The sequence below is a fragment of the Desulforhopalus singaporensis genome (assembly GCF_900104445.1).
GTDB classification, from domain to species: Bacteria; Desulfobacterota; Desulfobulbia; order Desulfobulbales; family Desulfocapsaceae; genus Desulforhopalus_A; species Desulforhopalus_A singaporensis.
Map to the genome: position 1 here is coordinate 1 of NZ_FNJI01000011.1, position 21565 is coordinate 21565.

Here is a 21565-nt window from a genome sequence, read left to right on the forward strand (position 1 = left end):
CTGTTTCTCCGGAGTTTCAGGGGAGTACGGCGAAAAAGAAGATCGGCGGGGGTGACGGAGGTGGGGCTTCCATGGTGACGGGGTTGGTTTTTGACATAAAAAAATACGCAATTAACGACGGTCCGGGTATCAGGGTGGCTGTGTTTCTCAAGGGGTGCCCACTGAACTGTGCGTGGTGTCATAACCCGGAGAGTATCTCGCCGAAGGTTGAAAAAATGTATAACCCGGACAAGTGCATCGGCTGCCAGTACTGCATTGAATCCTGCCCGGAGGATGCATGTTTTCTTACCCCTGACGGTATCGTAACCGACAGGAATCTATGCACCGGCTGTGGAGAATGTGCAAAGATATGCCCGACCCAGGCTGCCGAGATGTCAGGCAGGGTGGTAACCGTTGTCGATATCGCAGAGATCGCCGAGAAAGAGCGTCTTTTCTTCGATCAATCCGGGGGCGGCGTGACTATTTCCGGCGGAGAGCCGCTTCTCCAGCCTGAGTTTCTCAAGGCCCTGCTGGATGAACTGGGCGCGAGGTCGATCCACAGGGCGGTGGATACCACCGGATTTGCACCAAGCGAACTGATGCTGGATGTGGCCGGGCGCACCGATCTCTTTCTGTACGACCTTAAGATGATGGATTCCAACCGTCATAAAAAGTGGACGGGGGTAGGCAATGAAAAAATCCTGCACAACCTGCGTCTTCTCTCCGAGACCGAAGCAGAGATACATATCCGTATTCCGCTGATCAGGGGAGTCAATGACGATATCGACAATATCGAACGAACCGCCGCTTTTATCTCCTCGTTAAAGGGAGGTTCAGCCAAAACCATCAACCTGCTGCCTTACCATAACATTATGGTGAACAAGTATAAAAAACTAGGCAGGTACTATAATCCCGGGGAAATTTCAGAACCTGGGAACGAGGATTTGTCAGCCATAGTGGAGATATTTTCCAAATACGGCCTGAGCGCGACTGTGGGCGGATAACAGGTATGTGAGAGTGGGCCGTACCGCTCTGTTTCACCACTGTCCTGGCTACTTGGCAAGGTGGCTGCATACCACACAGGATTTGTCAGAATACTAAAGGCGGAGCCGCTTGGGTTCCGCCTTTATTGTCTGCGCCCAGAGTCGCACAGGTTTGGCGATGCTCTTGACAGGGCCAGTCCGCTTCTTATTCTTCATATATCACGATGTGGTGCTAGAATTGGTTCAGGAATTTACGGCAGCAACTGCCGGCGGTGCCATGGCGCAGAAAAAAACGTGTGGAGAGTAAAATGATCATACATCAAAGAGAAGTCGCATACAGTGAGGATTATGAGAAATTTTTTCAAGCGCTCGTAAAAGCCAAGAGTCATCTGGAGAAAAAATTTCCCGAAGTCTCCGTCGAGCTCATGTACAACCTGGCAGGACAGAGAGGGTGGGCGACCATCCAGACACGGTATCGGTCGCTGGCAGACTATGAGAGGATTGATGGTGAGATGGATAAAGACGAGGAGTACGTGGCGTTGCTCAGGTCGGTGATCGGCGATACCGGACAGCTGCCGACCGATCAGTTTTTCAGGGTAATTGAGACTGCGTAATTTTTCCCGGCGGCCTGGTTGTAACCATCCGGCCGGCAATAGAAGGCGCAGGTGAAATCAGGCCAGGGGCGGGCGGGGCTGACGGGGTTCGATCGCACCGCTTGGCCTTGGTGTGTGCGGTGCGGCTGGTAAATTTCATTTATAGTCTGGAGTAAATCGTGCAAACCCTTTATTATGGCTGTTGCCCTGCATGGCAGCGACCATGTGGCCCCGGGAGGATAGCTGCCAATCCTGTCGACAGCGTAATCAAACTGCCATGACCTTGCAGCAGCGATCAACCCAGGGAAAAGATCATTGTCGCCATCGGCTGTCCCGAATGTGATTTCCTGGCAACCCGAACCAGCTTGCAACTATCCGGAAAAGCGATGTCCGGTTCAACGAAGAAGAGAAGAGGTCCCATGAACAGTAGCGGTTATCAGTTTGAGACAGGAATGTATCGTCCCCCGAGTGAAGGAGGGAGCGCATCTCTTCTGGTTCGGTTTACCAGAAACTGCCCCTGGAACCAGTGTACTTTCTGCGCCATGTACAAGACGGAAAAGTTTCAGCTGCGGCCCGTGGATGAGATCAAAGCGGACATCGATGCGATGGCGGCTTTGGCCGGCGACCTGAAATCGGAATCGATCCGTCTGGGCGGAAACGGCCGGGTTACCAGGGAGGCTATACTGGCCCTGGTTGACCGATGCCCCGAGTTGAACTATCACCAGGGGGCCGACATGTTTATCCAATGGCTGCTTGCCGGCGGAAAAACTGCCTTCATCCAGGACGGCAACTCTCTGATCATGCCCCCCGACGACCTGATCGAGGTACTGAGCTATCTGAAAGCCTCGTTTCCCTCTATCGATAGAATAACCACCTATGCTCGGGCAAGGACCATTGCCCAGAGATCTCCTGAAACTCTGCAGGCTATCAGGGCGGCAGGACTGGACCGGGTTCATCTGGGACTGGAAACCGGCGATGACGAACTACTCAGGCGGATCAAAAAGGGGGTGGACAGCCAGGGACACGTCACCGGGGGGCAAAAAGCCATGGCCGCCGGGTTTCAGGTCTCCGAATACTGGATGCCTGGGTTGGGCGGCAAAGAGATGTCCCGGCAGCATGCCCTCAATACGGCGCGGGTGCTTAATGAGGTCAACCCCCACTATATCCGTTCACGGCCCTTCAGGCCCATTCCCGGCACCCCGATACACGACCAGGTCAAGGCTGGCGAGACGATTTTGCTCTCCCCGAAAGAACAGCTTCAGGAACTCAAACTGATGATATCGGCTCTTGAGGTCACCTCGAAGGTCTGCTTCGACCACGCCGGCAACTACTGGCGCACCTCGAAGGGGGACCTTGTTTTCTCCCATGGTTACGAAGGGTATCAGTTTCCCGATGAAAAAGACCTCGTGCTGGAACGGATCGAGCAGGGGTTGGCTTTTGACCGGCAGCAGGAAAAATTTATCCGCCTGTGACACCGGTTCTTCGGTCTTGCGCCTGGAATCAGCCCGACCTGCACGGGAGCCGGGTTGTTTTTTTTAAGAAGGTCCGGCCGGTGGACGACAGCCACCCGGCCTGTTAATAGAGGATCTTGTTGGACCAGTGGACGGCGAACTTGACGAGCTCGGTAAAGTGTTTGAGCTTCAGCTTTTCCTTGAGGTTTTCGCGGTAGGTGCCGATGGTCTTGATGCTCAGGTGGAGACGTTCGGCGATCTCCTTGGTGGAGTATCCCTCGCCGATCAGCCTGAGCACTTCCAGCTCTCTGTTGGTGAGGATGTCCAGGGGCGACCCGCTGTCACCCGCCGCCTGGTTGGTCAATCGTTTGAAGACCTTCTCCTTCACGCTCTGGCTGGCATAGATGTCGCCGCCGAGCACCTTGCGCACAGCCTCCACCACCTGCGATATCGCCTCCTGCTTCATTATGTAGCCGCTGGCGCCGGCGAGTAGAGCCCTTTCGGCATAAAGGGATTCGTCGTACATGGAGAGAACCAGCATCGGGAGTCCTTCATACTGTTTCTTTATCTCCTGGACCAGCTCGATTCCGTTGCCGTCTTTAAGGGAGATATCGATGATAACCAGGTCCGGTTTGAGGTTGTCGATGGCCTCCGGAGTCTTCTTCATCAGTTCAATACTGCCGCAAACCTCAAGGTCTTCTTCCTTGTTGATGAGTTCCGTCATGCCAAGGCAGAATATGGGATGATCGTCAACGATCAGTATCCTGTTTTTTTTCAGCGGTGTCATCTTCTTCCCTGTTCATGGCTCTATGGCGAAATGGCCGGCTGTCCCGTCTCCGGTGTTTGTGGTATCCTGATGCCCGGAGTTTTTCATAAACAGATGAATAACGGTGCCTCCCCCTTCCGGGGTGGTGATCTCGAGGAACGCGCCGATAACCAGGGCGCGGTGCTGCATTATCCTGAGACCGATGCCGCCGTTTTTCCGGCCGATGTCGATTCCCGTGCCGTTGTCCGTTATTTTCAGATGAGTATACCCCCCTTTTCGGTAAAGGGAAATATCAATACGTGAACCACAGGAGTGTTTGACCGCGTTGTTTACCGCTTCCTGCACGATATAGTAGAGGTGTGTCGCCAGGGTGTTGTCGCTAAAGACAATGGAGGTGTCGCCATCAAACGAGCAGGTGATCCCCGATGAAGCGGTGGTCTTTTCCGCGATCTCTTTCAGCGCCGACTGCAGGCCGAAAGAGACCAGGTGCACAGGACATAGTCCTCTGGCCAGGTTTCTTGCCTTTTCAGTCGCCTCATGGATCAGTCCGATGATGTGGGATGCGAGTTGCGCTCCCTCGATGTGGTTGTCCTCAATGGTTTTTTTCAGGGCTGACGCCAGCCCGCCGGTACCTATCAGGTGGGGGCAGAGGTCGTCGTGAAGGTCCTGGCCTATGGCCTGGCGGACATTATCACCGATATCCATGAGTCGTTTGGTCAGTCTCTTGGTTTCGGTTATGTCGCGCAGGATCACCACGCTTCCGGCGAGTTGCTGATCGTGCCCGCGAAAAGCGGCGCCGCTTATACTGACGGTCCGGATATCGCCCCGGCTTGTGTATCGTTTGGTCTCGGTCGCCTCAAGGGACTTTCCGGCCTTGATGGCTTCGATCATGAGCTGTGTTTCCGGCCAGTTTTCTTCCGGAACGAAGTGGTCGAGTTTTTTTCCCATGCATTCACCAAGGCTCCAGCCGAAGACTTTGTGAAACGCAGGGTTGAAGTAGGTTACCTTCCCTTCCATGTCGTAGATGACTATGGGGTCGGCGGCCGCCTCCATGACCAGCCGGTAACGGGCTTCGCTTATCCGAAGATTTTTTTCGGTCTCCCGCCGGCTTCTGATCTGGTTCTGCAGGTTGCTGCTGTATTCTTCAAGTTGCTGCATGAAGTTATTGTAATACTTTGCCAGTTCGCCTATCTCATCTTTGGAGGCAACCGGCATACGCTGGCTGAAGTCACCCATGGAAATGGAGAGGTGGCCCATGAGCCTTCTGAGCGGGGCGGAGATCGATTCGCTTATGCCGAAGGTCAATAAAAGGACCAGCAGCATGGTGACGCCGAAGGTTATCGACCCGAGAATGGTTACGGTTTTCAGGGGACCGTAGAATTCGTCGTAATAGCTGGCGGCGCCGACGAACCAGTCGTACTCCTCGATGTGGTTGAAGATGCAGAATTTGCGGCGGGACTGCTGTTCGCCTGGGTTCTTCCACGGGTATTCGATCCTGCCTTTCCTGTTCTTGAGTATGTATTCAAGACCCTCGTTGGGGATCTCCTCGATGGTCAGAATGTTGATTCCTTCGAGTTCGGGGTGAATTATGGCGGTACCGCTGGCGTCCATGACAAAGGAATAGCCGCTCTTGCCGAATTTGAGGTCGAGCACACTCTGTCTGAAATCGTCGATATTTACCAGTCCGTTAAACTCTTCCCGGTACGACGAGACGCAGACAAACCAGTCCCAGGGTTCGAAGTAGATGGTGTAGAGGGCTTTGGGCCGGGGGCTCTGTTCGTCGGGGTTTTTCCAGTCGTATTCAAGATAGCCTTTTTTTCTGACGATCAGATCCTTGACGAACGAGTATTCGGAAACGTCTGCCTGCAGCAGTTCCTTTGACGGATGGACTACCACGATCCCGTTGCCGTTGAGACAGTATATATAGCCCGATTCGCCGATGGTCTGGCTGAGAAGAACATGGGCGGCCTGCTGCTTGGCCTCCTGCTCGGTCAGGATCCCCCGGCGGTGTTCCCGGTAGAAACCGTTTATGATCTCAACATTTTTTTCCGCGGCGCTCCGCAGGTAGTTCTTGATGGATACGGCGGCGGAGGTCTTGACCATGTTGTAGATGGTCGTTGTGGTATTGTTGAGCTCGCTCTCGATATTGGCCTTGATGGTGTTACGGATGATGAAATAGAAGGTGGCGAATCCGATCAACAGGGAAAGCGCGTACAAAAGCGAGTAGGAGATCAGCAGCTTGTTGCGGATTCGCGTTTTGGAAAACATCCTGTAATAGTCCCCCTGAACCTGTTATTTGTAAGAATTCCGGCTGACGATAACTCTCTCTATAGCTCTTATTGCTCCTGCAGGCAAAGGAAATACGGGATAAAAAAGAAGGAAGGGAAGAGTATCCCGGAGTGTTGCGAGGTTCAGGGCAGGCAGAGAGGAGAGCCGGGTTGTGAACCTCTTCCCTTCGTTTTGCGATCCGGCGGTAGGCCGCCGGATACTGTTTTTTTTCATTTACATCTTTATGTTCATACGCTTGGCATGTTCCAGCAGTTCTTCCCTGAAATCCGGGTGAGCGATGGAAATGAGCGCCTTGGCTCTTTCCCAGGTCGATTTGCCCTTGAGGTTTACCATCCCGTACTCGGTGACCACGTAGTTGACCATGACCCGCGGCAGGGTGGTGATAGTGCCGGGTTCGAGAAACGGCCTGATCCTCGACTTCCGGTTTCCTTCCTTGTCGACAACGCTTGAGGCAAGGCAGATGAATGCTTTGCCGCCGCGGGAATGGTAGCAGCCATAGGTGTAGTCGAGCTGTCCGCCGGTACCCGAGATATGTCTGGTGCCGCACGACTCCGAGGAGACCTGGCCGAACAAGTCGATTTCCAGGGCGTTGTTGATGGCTATGGCCTTGTCGTTGGCGGCGATATTGTTGAGATGGTTGGTGTAGTTTACCGGATAACTGCTGCAGGACGGATTGCAGTCGAGAAAATCGTAAAGTTTTTTCGACCCCAGGGCGAAGGTGTAGACAAATTTTCCGTAATCCTGCCTCTTGTTGCGGTTTGAAATGCAGCCCGACTCGTAGATATCGACATAGCTGTCACAAAGCATCTCGGTATGGACGCCGAGGTCGCGCAGGTTGGAGTTGGATATCAGCTTGCCGATGGCGTTGGGCATGGCGCCGATGCCGAGCTGCAGGCAGGAGCCGTTTTCGATCTGGGAAACGACCAGCTCGGCAATCTGCTCATCGACGTCTGAAATTACCGGGTCGGCCATGCTGAACAGTTCCTCGTGATCACTTTCGACAACCCCGTCCACCTCGGAGATATGAATCTGTTCCTCGTTGCCGCCGTAGCAGTAGGGCATGTTTTCGTTGACCTCGACGATCACCTTCCTGGCGGCCGCTATCTGTGCGCGGGTAAAAGAGTTTGACACTCCGAAGTTGAAGAACCCCTTGCTGTCCATGGGGGTGGTCCTGAGCAGCATGACATCGGTGTTGATGTCGTTCTTTTCGTAATAGCCCGGTCCCTCATGGTAGAGAAGGGGGATGTAGTTGCAGCATTTCTGGTCGTGCAGTTTCCGGTCGGCTCCGGTAAAGTGCCAGCTGTTGTAGCTGAAGCTTTTACCTTCCGGGTCAGCCTTGGCCACAGCTGCCAGGCCCGGAAAGCCAAGGGCCCGTATTTTCACGTCCTCTACCTTGCCGACCCTTTTCGCCAATTCCCTGTCAAGGGTTATCGGTGTGGCGAGAAAACATCCGTAATCAACCCAATCACCGGAGCTTATCATCTCAACTGCATCACTGGGCGTCATCAACCTGTTGTCGTATGCTCTTCCGAAATCCACTGTGTTTCTCCTTCCATATAGGGATGTTGTTGTCCTCGGTATCAGTTTCCCGGTATAGTCGATGAACAGCATAAAGGATCTTGACATTTCCGTGCAATCGGCTGGGGTCTGAAATTTGTCTGGTGTTTTTACCGAATCTTTCTAGGTTAATCACCTAGTCCTGCCGCTCCCCCTTTCTTCGTCAACCCTGTCTGAGGGTAAGCTGTCGTTTTCCTTGTAAATTTAAGTCCTCTAGGCTATGGACCTAGGGCGCCTCAGTAAATTCTGCAGAGAGGAATAGGTTCCCTGCCGATTGCCTTGCAGGGAGGAATCAAATAACCTTGTTGCCGGTTTGCCAACCATACCCGCAGCCGGATGAGAACAGTGGTTTTTTCCTTTTTCAACCGGCAGAAATGAAGGAGAAACACAACGATGTCTTACTCAACCTCCGTCAACCGCGACACTTTAACCCCTGTATCGTTTCTCAAGCGCAGCGCGCAGGTGTATCCGGACAAGGTCGCTGTTGTTTACGGACAACGAAAATATACGTACCGGCAGTTTCTTGACCGGGTTGCAAGGCTGGCCGGTGCGCTGGAAGCGGCAGGAATAGCTGCCGGTGACAAGGTCGTCTTCATCTGTCCCAACACGCCTCCGGTACTGGAGGCGCATTTCGCCGTTCCCATGCTCGGTGCGGTCCTGGTGACCGTCAATCCCCAGCTGACCAGCAATGAATACCACTATATCATCGACCATTCCGACGCCAGAGCACTGTTTGTCGATGACGAGTCCGGCGATCGGCTGCTGCCGGTGATCGACCATCTGGGTGGAGTTCGCCTGGTGGTCAACATCTGTGAAAATCCTGGTTCCCCGGTTCTGTCGGGGCCCGAGTATGAATCGTTTTTGAACACCGCTGCCCCGGTTGCTCTGACAACCGGCAGGATCGACAGCGAGGACGCGCTCATTGCCATCAACTACACTTCCGGAACCACCGGCAGGCCCAAGGGAGTTATGTACAGTCATCGCTCCACCTACCTGCATTCCCTGGGTGAGGTCATCGAATCGTCGCTCTCCCCGGATTGTGTCTATCTCTGGAGTCTGCCCATATTTCACTGCAACGGGTGGTGTTTCCCCTGGGCGGTCACGGCGGTCGGCGGAACCCAGGTCTGCCTGCGGCGCAACAGTCCCAGAGAGATATTCCGCCTGATAGAAAAAGAAGGCGTCTCTCACCTGTGCGCTTCTCCGACCGTGCTGCAGATGATGGTATGCTACCCGGAATCCCGGAGGGTCAAGCTGCGCCGGCCCCTGCAGGTCATCACCGCCGGTTCCTCGCCATCCCCGGCGGTCGCCCAGGGGATGGAGGAGATTGGGGCCAACATCAGTCATGTATACGGTCTCACCGAGCTCCATGGCCCCCACTCGATCTGCGCATGGCAGTCATCCTGGGTCGAGCTGGATCCTGACAATGTGTCGAGGATGAAGTCTCGCCAGGGGGTGCCGTATACCACCTCCGTGCACATGTCCGTGGTCGATCCGGAGACCATGCAGCCGGTACCGGCCGACGGGAAATCCATTGGCGAAGTGGTCATGCGCGGCAACAACGTCATGCTCGGTTACTACAAGGACGAGGAGGCGACCGGGGATGCCTTCCGCGGCGGCTGGTTCCACAGCGGCGACCTGGGGGTGGTTCACCCGGACGGTTACGTCCAGATCGCCGACAGAGCCGACGACATTATCCGCAGCGGCGAGGATCTCGTCTCTTCCCGTGAGATCGAGGATGTGATCTACCAGCATCCCGATGTTTTCGAGGTCGCCGTCGTTTCCGCACCGGATCCGGTAAAAGGAGAGGTGCCGAAGGCGTTTGTGGTGCTCAAGCAGGGGGCCAACCCGGCGGCAGAAGAGATCATCGACTTCTGTGTCCGCAACTCTGCCGGGGCTAAAGCCCCGAACAGCGTGGTATTCAGCAATATCCCCAAAACGGCCACCGGAAAGATAATCAAGGCCGAGTTACGCAATCGTGAGAGAGCATCAGGGACCGGGCGTGATGAGTGATAGTCGCCGGCGATAACTCAAGACAAGATGCCGGAACAATGAGCGGAGGTCGGTGGGCCGCTTTTGATCAATAATTTCTAACAGCTGAAGGAGGCGTGCAGGGTATGGAAAAAGTTGTCGTTGTCAGTGGAAGCAGGACCGCGGTAGGAGCCTTCGGGGGCAGCCTCAAGGATGTGGCCGTCGTTGATCTGGGAGCTGCGGTTATCCGCGAAACCCTCTGCCGGGCCGGGGTCCGACCGGTTCCCCCCCGTGACTACGCCGATACCGTGCCGCAAAAGCTGTCCGGTCGGCAACAGGTGGATATCGAAAAGGAATGCGGACGGTACGATTCTTCGCTTTGTGAACTGGTAATAGACGAGGTGATCATGGGCAATGTCCTGCAGTCGGGACAGGGACAGAACACCGCCCGGCAGGCCATGATCAGGGCGGGCATCGCCAAGGAAACACCGGCGTTTACCATCAACAAGGTGTGCGGTTCCGGGCTCAAGGCGATCGCTCTCGGCGCCCAGTCGATCATGACCGGCCAGGCCGACGTCATTGTCGCCGGCGGCCAGGAGAACATGAGCCGTGTGCCGATGGCGCTGATGAAGGGAAGGTGGGGCCACCGGATGGAAGTGAGCGGTATCGGCGAGGTGCACGACCTGCTGGTCTATGACGCCCTTTACGAGATTTTCTACGGCTATCACATGGGGGTGACCGCAGAGAACATTGCCCGCCTATACCAGATCAGCCGTGAAGATCAGGACCGCCTGGCGCTGATCAGTCATGACCGGGCGCTTGCGGCAATCGACAGCGGTCTATTCAACGACGAGATCGTTCCTGTGTCATTTATGTCGCGCAATAAAGAGGTCATCGTCGACAGGGATGAACGGCCGATGCAGACCAGTATGGAAAAACTTGCCAACCTGCGTCCGGTGTTCGACAGAAACGGGTCGGTAACCGCCGGAAACGCCTCCGGAATCAACGACGGGGCCGCAGCCGTTCTGCTGATGAGCGAGACTAAGGCCCTTGAACTTGACCTTAAGCCGCTGGCTGTGATCGAGGGGTTTGCCTCCGGCGGACTTGATCCGGCCTATATGGGACTCGGACCGGTGCCGGCGATCAGGCGGGCGCTCAGTCTTGCCAAAATGGAACTTGACGATATCGAACTGATTGAACTCAACGAGGCGTTCGCTGCCCAGGCCATCGGCTGCATGCTCGAACTCGGTATCGATATCGAGAAACCGAACCGGTGCGGCAGCGGCATATCCATGGGGCATCCCGTCGGCTGCACCGGCGCCCGCCAGATGGTGACCGCGCTTAACCAGATAGAGAAAAACGGGTACGGAACCGGGCTCATTTCCATGTGCATAGGCGGTGGTATGGGGATGGCGATGGTGGTTACCAATCCGAATTGATACGGCAACTGAACCTCTTGATAAAACAGCAACGGTGAGATTTCCCACCAGGAGAACAACATGCAGATACGAACCTTCGGCGTTATCGGGGCAGGACAGATGGGCGCCGGCATCGCCCAGACGGCGGCAGTAAGCGGGCTTCATGTGATACTTCAGGACATATCCGAAGATTTTGTCGGCCGGGGGGCGGCCCTGATTCGTAAGAATCTCGCGAGAAACTGTGAAAAAGGAAGGCTCAGCCACGACGATTTTGTAGCGGCAGCGGCGAGGATCATCACCACAACGGACATTAGTGCCATGAAGGATGCTGATTTTGTCGTCGAGGCGGCTTCTGAAGTTGAAAAGATCAAGTACGAAATATTCAGCCAGCTCGATAAACATTGTCCGGCGCACACCATCCTTGCCTCCAATACCTCTTCGATTCCCATTGGCAGGATCGCCGCCAATACACGACGACCGGAGAAGATTATCGGTATGCACTTCATGAATCCGGTTCCGGTCATGAAACTGGTCGAGGTCATACGGGCGCTGCCTACTTCGGAAGAGACCTTCCGGACCACGCTTGAACTCTCCCGCATTATGGGGAAGACGCCGGCGGAGGCGCATGACTATCCGGGGTTTATCGCCAACCGTATCCTGCTGCCCATGATCAACGAGGCTGTATTCTGCCTCTACCAGGGAGTCGGCAGCAGAGAATCCATAGATACGGTAATGAAGCTCGGCATGAACCATCCCATGGGGCCTCTTGCCCTTGCCGACCTGATCGGCCTGGATACCTGCCTGGCCATTCTCAACACCCTTCACCAGGGACTCGGAGACCAGAAGTATCGTCCCTGTCCGCTGCTGCGGCAATATGTAGAGTCCGGATGGCTCGGCAGAAAAAGCGGTCGGGGATTTTACGACTACAGCCGGGATCGGTAGAGGATGCGAGGGGCCGGTGTCGTGACGACCTTTTATTCAAGGCGGATGGTAAATTCCGCCTTGATAATCATATTTTCGCCCCAGCCGCAACATCTTGAAAAAACAGATAACAGCCTTCTGATTGCAAGCACGGCCTGAACGGGAAGGGGAGTTGTACCCGCTTGAATGCCGGAGGGACCGGGAAGGCGACGGATAAAAACAATAAACGGGAGAATCATCATGAACTTCGAGTTGACAGAAGAACAGAACCTTATTCGCGACATGGTACGAAGTTTTGCTGAAGCAGAAGTGGCGCCAACCGCCGATGAACGTGACGAAAATGAGTTGTTCGATCGCGAGCTGATGTTTTCCCGGCTTGCCGAACTGGGACTTACCGGAATTGTTTTTCCCGAGGAGTACGGCGGCGCCGGTGCCGACTACATCAGCTACGCCATCGCTGTAGAGGAGTTGTCCCGGGTGTGTGCCTCGACCGGGGTGACCCTCTCGGCCCATCTCTCGCTCGGATCGAACCCGATTTATCTTTTCGGCAGTGAAGAACAGAAAAAAACATTTCTTACCCCTCTTGCCCAGGGAGAGACCATGGGAGCTTTCGGCCTGACCGAACCTTCCGCCGGCTCCGATGCTGGGGGGACCAAAACCTATGGTGTCCGTGATGGCGATGACTGGATTATCAACGGCAGCAAGGTGTTCATCACCAACGGTGGTGAGGCGGACACCTATGTAATTTTTGCCCGTACCGACAAAGATGCGCAGAAACATCACGGTATCAGTGCATTCATCGTAGAGAAAGGTACACCCGGCTTCACTTTCGGCAAGAAAGAGAAAAAAATGGGAATCCGTTCATCCCCGACCCTGGAGCTTGTCTTCGAGAATTGCCGCATCCCCGGATTCAACCTGCTGGGCGAGGAAGGTCAGGGGTTCAAGGTAGCGATGAAAACCCTTGACGGCGGACGTATCGGCATCGCTTCACAGGCTCTTGGTATCGCCCAGGGAGCGCTGGATGCCACCAGGGCCTACGTGAAGGAGAGGGAACAGTTCAACAGACCGCTGACCGCTTTCCAGGGGGTCCAGTTTCAGCTGGCCGACATGGCGACGCAGGTGGAGGCGGCCCGGTTTATGGTTTACAACGCCGCTTATCGCGCCAGTTCCGGACTCGCCTATTCCCAGGAATCGGCTATGGCAAAACTGTTTGCAAGTGAGACGGCGATGAAGGTCACCACCCAGGCTGTTCAGCTGCACGGCGGTTACGGGTATACTCGCGAATTTCCGGTTGAGAGAATGATGCGGGATGCGAAAATTACCGAGATTTACGAAGGAACCAGCGAGATCCAGCGTGTTGTGATCGGGGCGGCTCTTGCCCGGTAACTGTTCCCAGATTTGTTGAAACATTGCAGCTATCCTGCGCCGGTTAAACCGGCCCGGCAAGCAGGCGCCTGCGCAATACAACCCTTGTCTGGAGTGAACAATGGAAATCAGCCGTGAGATTTACTGGAACGTCGGCCATGGGGGCGCCACCCTGGTTTCCAACTGCCCCTTCTGTCTTACCCTGTTTGAGGACGGCGTCATCAAGGGGGCCGGGGTCGAGGACATGCTCAGGCCAAAGGATATTGCGGAAGTCCTGGTCGAGCGGCTTTAAAGATAAACGGAAAAAAGAGCCCGACCACACTGCTTGCCGACACAACCATCAGTTAAGCCAAGCTGTACAGACCACGCCCTTTGCCCGACTTGTCAACAGGATAGCGTGTCGTTCAAAGGGCGGAAACAGCGGGAGGATGAAAATGAAAATTCTGGTATGCATCAAGCAGGTTCCGGATATGGAATCAAAATTTAAAATAGATGGCGACGGCCTCTGGTATGAACGGGACGAACTTGCCTGGCGGATGAACGAGTATGACGAATATGGCGTGGAACAGGCGGTGCAGTTGAAAGAGCAGACCGGAGGGGACCTCACCGTACTCTCTATCGGTCCGGAACGGGTGAAGGAGACCATGAAAAAGGCGCTGGCCATGGGATGCGATCGGGGGGTGCATATCAGCGACGACCTCTGCCATCTCAGGGACTCGTTCGAGATCGGTTCGATGATCGCGGAATTTGCAAAAGACAAAGGATTTGACATGATTTTTACCGGCATGCAGTCCCAGGACCGTGGCAGTGCACAGGTAGGCGTCATTGTCGCAGAACTGTTGGAGATGGAGGGGATCACCACAATCGTCGGCTTTGATTACCACCAGCACAGGATCACGGTCAGACGTGAGCTGGAAGGCGGTGTCAAGGCGGTTGTTGAGGCGCCGCTTCCGGCCGTTGTTACCTGCCAGCTCGGACTCAACATTCCACGCTACCCCACCTTGCCAAATATCATGAAGGCCAAGAAAAAGGAGATGGTCACTGTTGACGGTGATGAACTCAACAGGGTCGGCAGCCTTCAGCAACCGGGCGCAATGTCCGTTCCCGTCAAGCAGGGCGGGGGCCTTTATCTCGATGGGCAGGTGGAAGATATCGCCGAGAGGCTGCTTGCGATCATCAAAGAAAAAACCAGCGTGCTCGCGTAACGGGGAGAACAAGATCATGAAAACCTTACTGGTGGCTGAATACAGACAGGACACCCTGCAGGAAAATTACACCGAGCTGATAGCCTTTGCCAAGCGGTTCGGACCGGAAATGGCGATGTTTCTTGTCGGCAACGGCTCCGGAGAACTTCCCCGCTTCCAGGGTCCCCTCTATCTTGCGGAGGCATCGGAATGCGGCGAATACAATCCCGGACTGCACAAACGTTTGCTGCAAGACGTGGTGAAAAAACAGCAGCCGGATATGATCGTCTTCTGCCACAGTTCCTACGGGTGGGACCTGGCACCGAGACTGGCAGTTGGGCTCAAGGCCGCCCAGATTTCTGAGGTTGTGGCGGAACAAGATGGTAAATTGACAGTTCCTGCCTGTAACTCAAAACTCTCAAGAACTGTCGAAATTACTGATAAACCGGTGGTCGTCACCCTCCAGGCGGGGGCTTTTCCCCTCGGCTCTGATCCCGACGGAACTCCCGAGATCATTGCGGTCAGCGCCGAATATACCGGAAACAGCAGGTTGACGGGCTACGAAGCGGCGGAACGCACCGGGGTTGACCTGACCAGATCGGAGGTGATCGTCAGCGCCGGCAGGGGGATCGGTAAACCGGAAAACGTGCCCATTATAGCCGAGCTCGCCAGGGCTCTCGGCGGGGAATACGGCGCCAGCAGACCGGTGGTGGACTCGGAGTGGGTCGAACACAATCGCCAGGTGGGTACAACCGGACTGACCGTCTCCCCGAAACTCTACGTGGCGTGCGGTATTTCCGGGGCGGTGCAGCACCTTGCCGGTATGAAAAAATCGGAGTTTGTGGTGGCTATCAACACCGACCGTGATGCACCTATCGGCGAGGTCGCCGATGTTTTTGCGGTGGCCGACCTGAAGCAGCTGGTTCCCGTTCTCACTGAAAAAATCCAGGCGCGGTGATCCCCCTGGTCCCCGGAAGGGTCCATTCTTCCGGGGACGGAGCTAGACTTTCCCGCCGATCACTGCTGTTCTTGTCCCCGCCCCGTTATTGTTCTGTAACTGGTTCCAGAAGACTGGCAAGTCTTGACAGGGACCAATGAATAACAATACTATTCAGAACAATAACGGTACATATCCGGCAATGATTTTCATCTATGCTCTGTAACACTGCTCCCATCTTGTTCTTTTTCAGCTGAGAAGAAAAACAGGTAACTATCAGGGAGCAACGCCCGGTAATACCTTCATATAAGAACCGTTATTGCAGATGGTAAAGGCCCCGGCCCAACTCACCCACTGAAGGGAGGACTGTTTATGGGACCAGCACCGCAGCCGGTCAATGAAGCTCTTTATGGCAAATGCATCGAAGTCTCGAAAAGGGTTCGGTGGGATCTGGACAAGGATGTTATCCGGGGGCGATCGTTTCAGCTTTCCCATAAGTTTCTTCCGGACGGACTTTCCGGAATCGACCGGTTTGACTTCCTTGGCGAAGACGATAAACGGCTGGTCAGCCAGGTTCAGGGCCGGACCTATGCCAATATGTTCGGCTTCGTCGAACGATTCATCACCGCGAAAGTGCTCGACTGTACCAGGGACCATTGGCTGGGGAGCCAGGTCGCCCTGGAATCGCTCGTTCGGTTCTGTGACGAGGAGCTGAAGCATCAGCTGCTGTTTCGCCGGATTGAAACGATGATGGCCGAGGAAATGGTCCCGGGGTATATATTTGTGCCCGACCCGGACGCTGTTGCCAAAGCCGTGCTGAACTATTCCACCTGGGCGGTGTTGGGGCTGATCCTGGAAATAGAGCTCTTTACCCAGGAGCATTACAAAAAAAGCATTGAACCCGACAGCAACCTCTCCGAACTGTTCAAGGATATCTTCTTGTTCCACTGGAAAGAGGAGGCCTCCCACGCTATGATCGACGAGCTGGAGTGGGAACGGGAAAATAATAAAATTTCCGATGAGGAACGTGACCGGGCGGTCGACGAGCTCATCGCTATTGTAGCGGATGTGGACGGGATTCTCCAGCTCCAGAGCGCAGCCGATGCAGAATATTTTATCAAAGTATCCGCCGATTCCTTCTCCGGGGATGAGGTGCGGCAACTCAAGACGGGTTTTTTGAAGGCTTATCGCTATCAATACATCTTCTCCGGAGTAAAACATCGCCGATATCAGGAAATGTTGACAAACAACACCACCGAACCACAGCGTCGGCGACTCGAACAGGCGCTGGGTGGTATCGAGTCTTCAGCCCGTTGACCAACCATAATGGAGGTAGGGCAATGAACAATAGTATCAATTCATTAAGACTTGCAGTTCTTCTCATCTTTTGTTTGACCGGTCTGTTATCGACTTCTGCCTCCGCAGAGCAGTACGACAGCCTCAAAGGTCTCAAGTCGGTCAGGACTATCTTCGATTTCCGGGACGGCAAGCCCGGGTCAGCCTTGATCCATCTAAAACTGGTCCACGACACCTTCAGGGATCAGGCCATTCAGGCAGTTTCCGACAAACCTGAGATGGTGGTGGTTTTCATGGACTCTTCGGTCTTGCTGCTGTCGAGTGACCGGGATAAATTCTCGGAGGTGGATAGGATGCGGCTTGAGGAATTTGACCAAACGCTTGAAACCATGGTCAAGGACGGCGTCCGGCTTGAAGTCTGCATGTTTGCGGCAAATCTCTGGGGGGTGCGGCCGGAGAGTATTCCGGTTGACATTGACCGGGTTGCAAACGGTTGGATCGCCTCACTTGGCTACCAGCAGAAGGGATTTGCCCTGGTGCCGGTCTTTTGAGCCCCGAGGTGCGGCCGGGATGGAACGATAATCTGGTGCACCGCTTCTGATCAACCAGCCGGGCCGACGTCGACAGGCCGATAAAGACAGACGCGGCCCCTTGGGTTGATTATTTTGCCGGAAAAAATTACTGGATGCGCTCGATTGTCACCTCGACCACCGGGTTGCGCCAGTCGTATAGAGCTGCATCGAGGCCGTCCGGGCCGCCAATACCGTGAATTCCGGAATGAACGTGGATGTATCCCTCACCGTTTTGATCGATCCCGTCTCCGGTTACGGGGTTGTCATCCGTTGCGCCGAGAGCGCCAATACTCTCGGCGCTTTCCTCATTCTGCTCGCTGCCGGCATCGTAACCGTTGGCCCAGACGCGGGTGATCTCACCGATCCCTTTGGGCAGTAATGCGCCGCGTACGGCGTAGAACGCGTCGTTGGTTGCCCCGAGCATTGCCGCGGCGCTCAGGTACCTGGCGTTGTCAGAAGCGTGGATGATGATGGAGTTGGATTCGCCCGGGAGCAGGACGGGCGGCGTCCGATCCGTCAGCAGGGCCACCGCCTCCCAGACAGCGTCCGAACCGCCAACCTCGTTTACCAGGGGGACAGGAGAGCCGGTCTCCGCAGCCGTTGCCAGGCCGAAATATAACGGGTATCCGGGGTCTCCCGGGGCTGGGGTCGACCCCAGTTCGAAAAGCCTGAATTGATCGGTATGTGTTGCAATTACCGATGGCGCGACCGGCTGGCCCGGGGTTGCGTTTGAAATCGTGACAAGATACATGCGCTCTCCCCCCTGGCCGTTGGAACGGGCCATGGCGTCGGACGTTATGATCATGGCGCCGGCACCGATCACCGCCGCCAGCAGAACGATTTTCCAAGGTATTGTTTTCAGATCCATAGTGACCTCCTCTGGCCCTCATATCGGGGGCCATTGCAGAATTGAATATGTTCTTGCACCAGCCGACACAGATCAAGGTGAAAATTGGTTCTGTGTTGTTGTTATGGTAATGGCGCTGTGTAAAGACAGGTTAAAGCGCGAGTAAAGATTTTATAAAGAGTGCGCTCTGTAAAAAATGGCGACCTGTCGGGAGGACAAAAAACATCTCCCTGCTGCTGGAAAATATCCGCGGCGGCGATTGTTAATCGCAAATAGTCTTCCAGCACTTCACCCGGATTGTTTTTCTGTGCTATAAGACAGGTAAGCCGGATAATTCAGCCCGAGACGATCTCTTGGCTGAATGACCATAACGGTGCTTTGATTTCCTGTGCATCTGATTGATTAACTCAAGGGGAGGAGCGGAGTTGTTGATCCTCCGGGAGAAGAGACGACATGACGGATAAAACAGCGGATCTGGCAGGACCGGGAATAGGCGATTATAACAAGCTCATGGGGGAGCTGCCCGATAATTATCAACCTCTTCTGTCACCGCTTTCCAGGATGAAAGCGGTTTTCGCGATCAAGAATTACATAGAGGCCAACCTGTGCCGGGAACTCAACCTGAATATGGTCCAGGTGCCTCTTATCGTTGACAGAGACAGCGGGGTCAACGATTACCTGGACCGCGACGGCTCGCGGACGCCGGTGGAGTTTGATTGCGGGCTGGGGCTTGAAACACCGATCAGGGCCCAGGTCGTGCAGGCTGCAACGAAGTGGAAACGCGTGGCGCTTGGCCAGTTCGGCTGCAAGGCGGGCGAGGGGATCTGTACCGATATGAGGGCGGTGCGCAAGGACTACTTCCTCGACCATGATCACAGCGCTTACGTGGACCAGTGGGATTGGGAGCTGGCCATCACCCCTGAAGACCGTACAATCGATTTCCTCAAGGATATAGTTTCACGGATATGGAAGGTGATAAAAGGAGCGGATACCATGGTGCAGGAGATGTATCCGCAGCTGAAAAGTTGCGGCTGTCCCGATGTCCCGGATAAACTCAAATTCTTCCATGCCGAGGAGATCCTGGCGCTTTACCCCGACCTGCCCCGGAAACAGCGTGAAACAAGGCTTCTCCTGGACCACGCTCCGGCGGTTTTCATAATCGGCATCGGCTGGCCTTTAAAAGACGGATATCCCCACGAGATGCGCGCCGCCGATTACGACGACTGGGCAACCGAGACCATGGTCGAAAACGGCGAGCAGTACCATGGATTAAACGGTGATATACTGGTGTGGAATCCGGTGACCCGGCGACGACATGAGTTGTCGTCAATGGGGATAAGGGTTACCCGCGAAACCCTTAAAATCCAGCTTAAGATGTCGAACCAGGAGGATTTTCTCAGCCTCCCGTATCACCAGGCGATCATCAACGACCGGATCCCTCTCAGTATTGGCGGCGGTATCGGCCAGGCCAGAACCTTCATGTACCTGTTGCGTACGGTCCACCTGGGAGAAGTGACCGTCTCGGTGTGGCCGGAAGCGCTCAAAGATATCTGCAGGAAAAAAAATATCCATCTGCTCTAATAGAGATGCGGCTGCGGCGAACAGAACGTTCCGGTAGGTGCGAGGCTTTGGTGGGATCCTTGTTGACGAAAACATAAGCTCCTGTCTGCGGAGATCCCGGCAGACAGGAGCAATATTTGGGTGAACGTGCTAAAAAATATATTTTTCCTCCCGGCTGACGGCGTCGGCCAGAAGCCGTTTTGCCCCAAGTAGATCGCATGGCCCTAGTGGTGCTTCTGCCGCCAGAAACGCGATAATTTCTTCATCTTGTAAAAACAGGGCACATTTCTCAGCACCGGTGATGAAACTGCTTCTTCCGGTAAAAGCACAGATCTTGATCACGGCGCGGTACAGCTCTTGTCTGGCCGCACTGGCCTGAAAAGATGCTTTACCTGCACGAAGGACAGCGCTTTCAAGGGCGAAGATCTGTATCGCCATATCGGCCAGCGCCAGAAGGACTTCCTGTTCCCCGCCGATAGTGTCGCCGAATTTTTGTGCGGCGCGTCCGCTGAGCGCGAGATAGGTCCGTTTCATGGTGCGCAGCAGTTGCCGTTCTTTACCAAACAACTCCTCGTCCTCAAAGTGGCCGGCGTCATCGGCCTGTTGCGATGGCAGCTTACGCATGAGCAGGGTCGGAATCAGCAGCCGGTTGATCTCGTTGGTTCCCTCGTAAATCCGCTGCACCCTTTCGTCGCGGTACATCTGCTCGATGGGATATTCGGCAATGTAGCCGTACCCGCCGTGAACCTGAAGCATCTCATCTATTACCCTGGCTGCCGCTTCGGTGCAGAAAACCTTGGTCAGGGCACATTCCGCCGCATACTCTTCTATCCCTTTCTGGTAATCGGCGTAATAGTCGTCACTGTCTCGGTCAAGGAGCGCGAGTCTGCTGTCGATCATTCCGGCCAGGCGGTAGACGACCGCCTCGGAAGCAAAGGTGAGGGCGGTCATGTCAGCCAGCTTCTCCTTGATTGCGCCGAAGGTACTGATCGCTACGCCGAACTGCTTGCGCTCGTTGGCGTAGCGGGCGCCTTCGGCCAGGCCATATTTTTCCTGGCCGACACAGAGCGCGCCGAGCTTGAACCTGCCTATGTTCAGGACATTGAAGGCGATTTTATGCCCTTTGCCGACTTCTCCGAGGACATTGTCAACGGGGACCTTCACCCCGTCCAGGATCACCTGGCGGGTGGAAGAACCGTGTAACCCCATCTTCTTTTCTTCCGGACCGAAAGAGAGGCCGGAATAGTTTCTTTCCACCAGGAAGGCGGTGAAGTATTTCCGATCCACCTTGGCAAAAACGGTAAACAGATCGGCAAAACCGGTGTTGGTGGTGAACTGTTTGGTGCCGTTTAAAATATAATGTTTTCCGTCTTCTGAAAGGGTTGCCGTTGTCTTGGCGCCAAGCGCATCGGAACCGGAATCCGGTTCCGTGAGGCTGTAGGCACCGATATACTCGGCGCTCACAAGCTTTTCCAGGTAGCGCTCTTTCTGCTGCCTGGTGCCGTAATAGATCAGCGGCAGCATGCCGATACCGGTATGGGCCATATAGGTCAGACCGAAATTGCCGGCCCAGGCCAGTTTTTCGGTAACCACCATGGAAGTCGCCTTGTCAAGGTTCATGCCGCCGTATTCTTCCGGAGCGTCGATCATCATCAACCCGAGCTCGGCGGATTGCCTGAGTTTTGCCACCAGCAGTTCAAAGTCCCCGGCCTCCAGCCGATCATTGACCGGTTGGAGCTCGTTTGTCACAAACTGCTCAGTTGTTCCGGCTATCTGTTTGTGCTCGTCGGAAAAATCCTCCGGCGTAAAAACATCCTGGCAGCGGATATCCTCACTCAGGAACCCGGCGCCGCAACCATAAGTCGTTGTCATTGTTATT

Annotated in this window: 19 protein-coding genes; 13 read left to right on the plus strand and 6 right to left on the minus strand. The window is 54.9% G+C overall.

The annotated features are described in order from the left end of the window. Positions 1-71: 71 nt before the first annotated feature. The 3 genes from BLQ17_RS09085 (at position 72) to BLQ17_RS09095 (ending at position 3027) form a co-directional block, all read left to right on the plus strand. Positions 72-983, plus strand: a complete 912-nt coding sequence (locus BLQ17_RS09085) for a glycyl-radical enzyme activating protein (protein WP_092222277.1) — start codon at positions 72-74, stop codon at positions 981-983. A gap of 287 nt (positions 984-1270) precedes the next feature. Next, the gene (locus BLQ17_RS09090) at positions 1271-1576 is read left to right on the plus strand and encodes a hypothetical protein (RefSeq protein ID WP_092222050.1); all 306 of its coding nucleotides are present in this window, start codon (positions 1271-1273) and stop codon (positions 1574-1576) included. A 398-nt stretch (positions 1577-1974) separates the two neighbouring features. Further along, positions 1975-3027 (plus strand): radical SAM protein, encoded by a 1053-nt coding sequence (locus tag BLQ17_RS09095; protein WP_092222052.1) that lies wholly within the window; start codon positions 1975-1977, stop codon positions 3025-3027. 103 nt (positions 3028-3130) lie between these two features. Here BLQ17_RS09095 and BLQ17_RS09100 read toward each other — a convergent pair whose 3' ends face one another. From BLQ17_RS09100 to BLQ17_RS09115, 3 genes are all read right to left on the minus strand, one after another. Beyond that, complete coding sequence (locus BLQ17_RS09100) at positions 3131-3793, minus strand: response regulator (RefSeq protein ID WP_092222054.1); 663 nt, start codon at positions 3791-3793, stop codon at positions 3131-3133. 12 nt (positions 3794-3805) lie between these two features. Continuing rightward, a complete protein-coding gene (locus BLQ17_RS09105) occupies positions 3806-6040 on the minus strand; it encodes a cache domain-containing protein (protein ID WP_092222056.1) in 2235 nt (744 codons plus the stop codon). 234 nt (positions 6041-6274) lie between these two features. Next, positions 6275-7600, minus strand: a complete 1326-nt coding sequence (locus BLQ17_RS09115) for an acetyl-CoA hydrolase/transferase family protein (protein WP_245695078.1) — start codon at positions 7598-7600, stop codon at positions 6275-6277. A 411-nt stretch (positions 7601-8011) separates the two neighbouring features. Here BLQ17_RS09115 and BLQ17_RS09120 point away from each other — a divergent pair, with 411 nt between their 5' ends. The 3 genes from BLQ17_RS09120 (at position 8012) to BLQ17_RS09130 (ending at position 11946) form a co-directional block, all read left to right on the plus strand. After that, entirely contained in the window at positions 8012-9628 is a 1617-nt protein-coding gene (locus BLQ17_RS09120) for an AMP-binding protein (RefSeq protein WP_092222061.1), read from the plus strand. 104 nt (positions 9629-9732) lie between these two features. Further along, the gene (locus tag BLQ17_RS09125) at positions 9733-11025 is read left to right on the plus strand and encodes a thiolase family protein (RefSeq protein ID WP_092222063.1); all 1293 of its coding nucleotides are present in this window, start codon (positions 9733-9735) and stop codon (positions 11023-11025) included. Between the two features lie 60 nt (positions 11026-11085). Next, positions 11086-11946 (plus strand): 3-hydroxybutyryl-CoA dehydrogenase, encoded by an 861-nt coding sequence (locus BLQ17_RS09130; protein ID WP_092222065.1) that lies wholly within the window; start codon positions 11086-11088, stop codon positions 11944-11946. Positions 11947-11978: 32 nt separating this feature from the next. Here BLQ17_RS09130 and BLQ17_RS09135 read toward each other — a convergent pair whose 3' ends face one another. Next, positions 11979-12167, minus strand: a complete 189-nt coding sequence (locus tag BLQ17_RS09135) for a hypothetical protein (RefSeq protein WP_092222067.1) — start codon at positions 12165-12167, stop codon at positions 11979-11981. On the opposite strand from BLQ17_RS09135, the gene BLQ17_RS09140 reads away from it, so the two are divergent. The 6 genes from BLQ17_RS09140 (at position 12166) to BLQ17_RS09160 (ending at position 17258) form a co-directional block, all read left to right on the plus strand. Then, positions 12166-13311 carry an acyl-CoA dehydrogenase gene (locus BLQ17_RS09140; protein ID WP_092222069.1) on the plus strand — a complete coding sequence of 382 codons (1146 nt, stop codon included), beginning with the start codon at positions 12166-12168 and terminating at the stop codon, positions 13309-13311. The two genes, BLQ17_RS09135 and BLQ17_RS09140, sit on opposite strands and share 2 nt — an antisense overlap. A 100-nt stretch (positions 13312-13411) precedes the next feature. Continuing rightward, positions 13412-13582 carry a hypothetical protein gene (locus BLQ17_RS22565; RefSeq protein WP_176761157.1) on the plus strand — a complete coding sequence of 57 codons (171 nt, stop codon included), beginning with the start codon at positions 13412-13414 and terminating at the stop codon, positions 13580-13582. A 142-nt stretch (positions 13583-13724) separates the two neighbouring features. Beyond that, entirely contained in the window at positions 13725-14495 is a 771-nt protein-coding gene (locus BLQ17_RS09145) for an electron transfer flavoprotein subunit beta/FixA family protein (protein ID WP_092222279.1), read from the plus strand. A gap of 16 nt (positions 14496-14511) precedes the next feature. Then, complete coding sequence (locus tag BLQ17_RS09150; protein WP_092222071.1) at positions 14512-15432, plus strand: electron transfer flavoprotein subunit alpha/FixB family protein; 921 nt, start codon at positions 14512-14514, stop codon at positions 15430-15432. A 351-nt stretch (positions 15433-15783) separates the two neighbouring features. Beyond that, positions 15784-16728 carry a hypothetical protein gene (locus BLQ17_RS09155; protein ID WP_092222073.1) on the plus strand — a complete coding sequence of 315 codons (945 nt, stop codon included), beginning with the start codon at positions 15784-15786 and terminating at the stop codon, positions 16726-16728. 23 nt (positions 16729-16751) lie between these two features. Then, the gene (locus BLQ17_RS09160) at positions 16752-17258 is read left to right on the plus strand and encodes a DsrE family protein (protein ID WP_092222075.1); all 507 of its coding nucleotides are present in this window, start codon (positions 16752-16754) and stop codon (positions 17256-17258) included. Positions 17259-17385: 127 nt separating this feature from the next. On the opposite strand, the gene BLQ17_RS09165 is transcribed toward BLQ17_RS09160, so the two are convergent. After that, positions 17386-18147, minus strand: coding sequence for a spondin domain-containing protein (locus BLQ17_RS09165; protein WP_092222077.1), 762 nt, complete (start codon positions 18145-18147; stop codon positions 17386-17388). 432 nt (positions 18148-18579) lie between these two features. On the opposite strand from BLQ17_RS09165, the gene BLQ17_RS09170 reads away from it, so the two are divergent. Next, positions 18580-19707, plus strand: coding sequence for an aspartate--ammonia ligase (locus BLQ17_RS09170; protein ID WP_092222079.1), 1128 nt, complete (start codon positions 18580-18582; stop codon positions 19705-19707). 129 nt (positions 19708-19836) lie between these two features. Here BLQ17_RS09170 and BLQ17_RS09175 read toward each other — a convergent pair whose 3' ends face one another. Then, positions 19837-21558 carry an acyl-CoA dehydrogenase family protein gene (locus BLQ17_RS09175; RefSeq protein ID WP_092222081.1) on the minus strand — a complete coding sequence of 574 codons (1722 nt, stop codon included), beginning with the start codon at positions 21556-21558 and terminating at the stop codon, positions 19837-19839. Positions 21559-21565 lie beyond the last annotated feature (7 nt).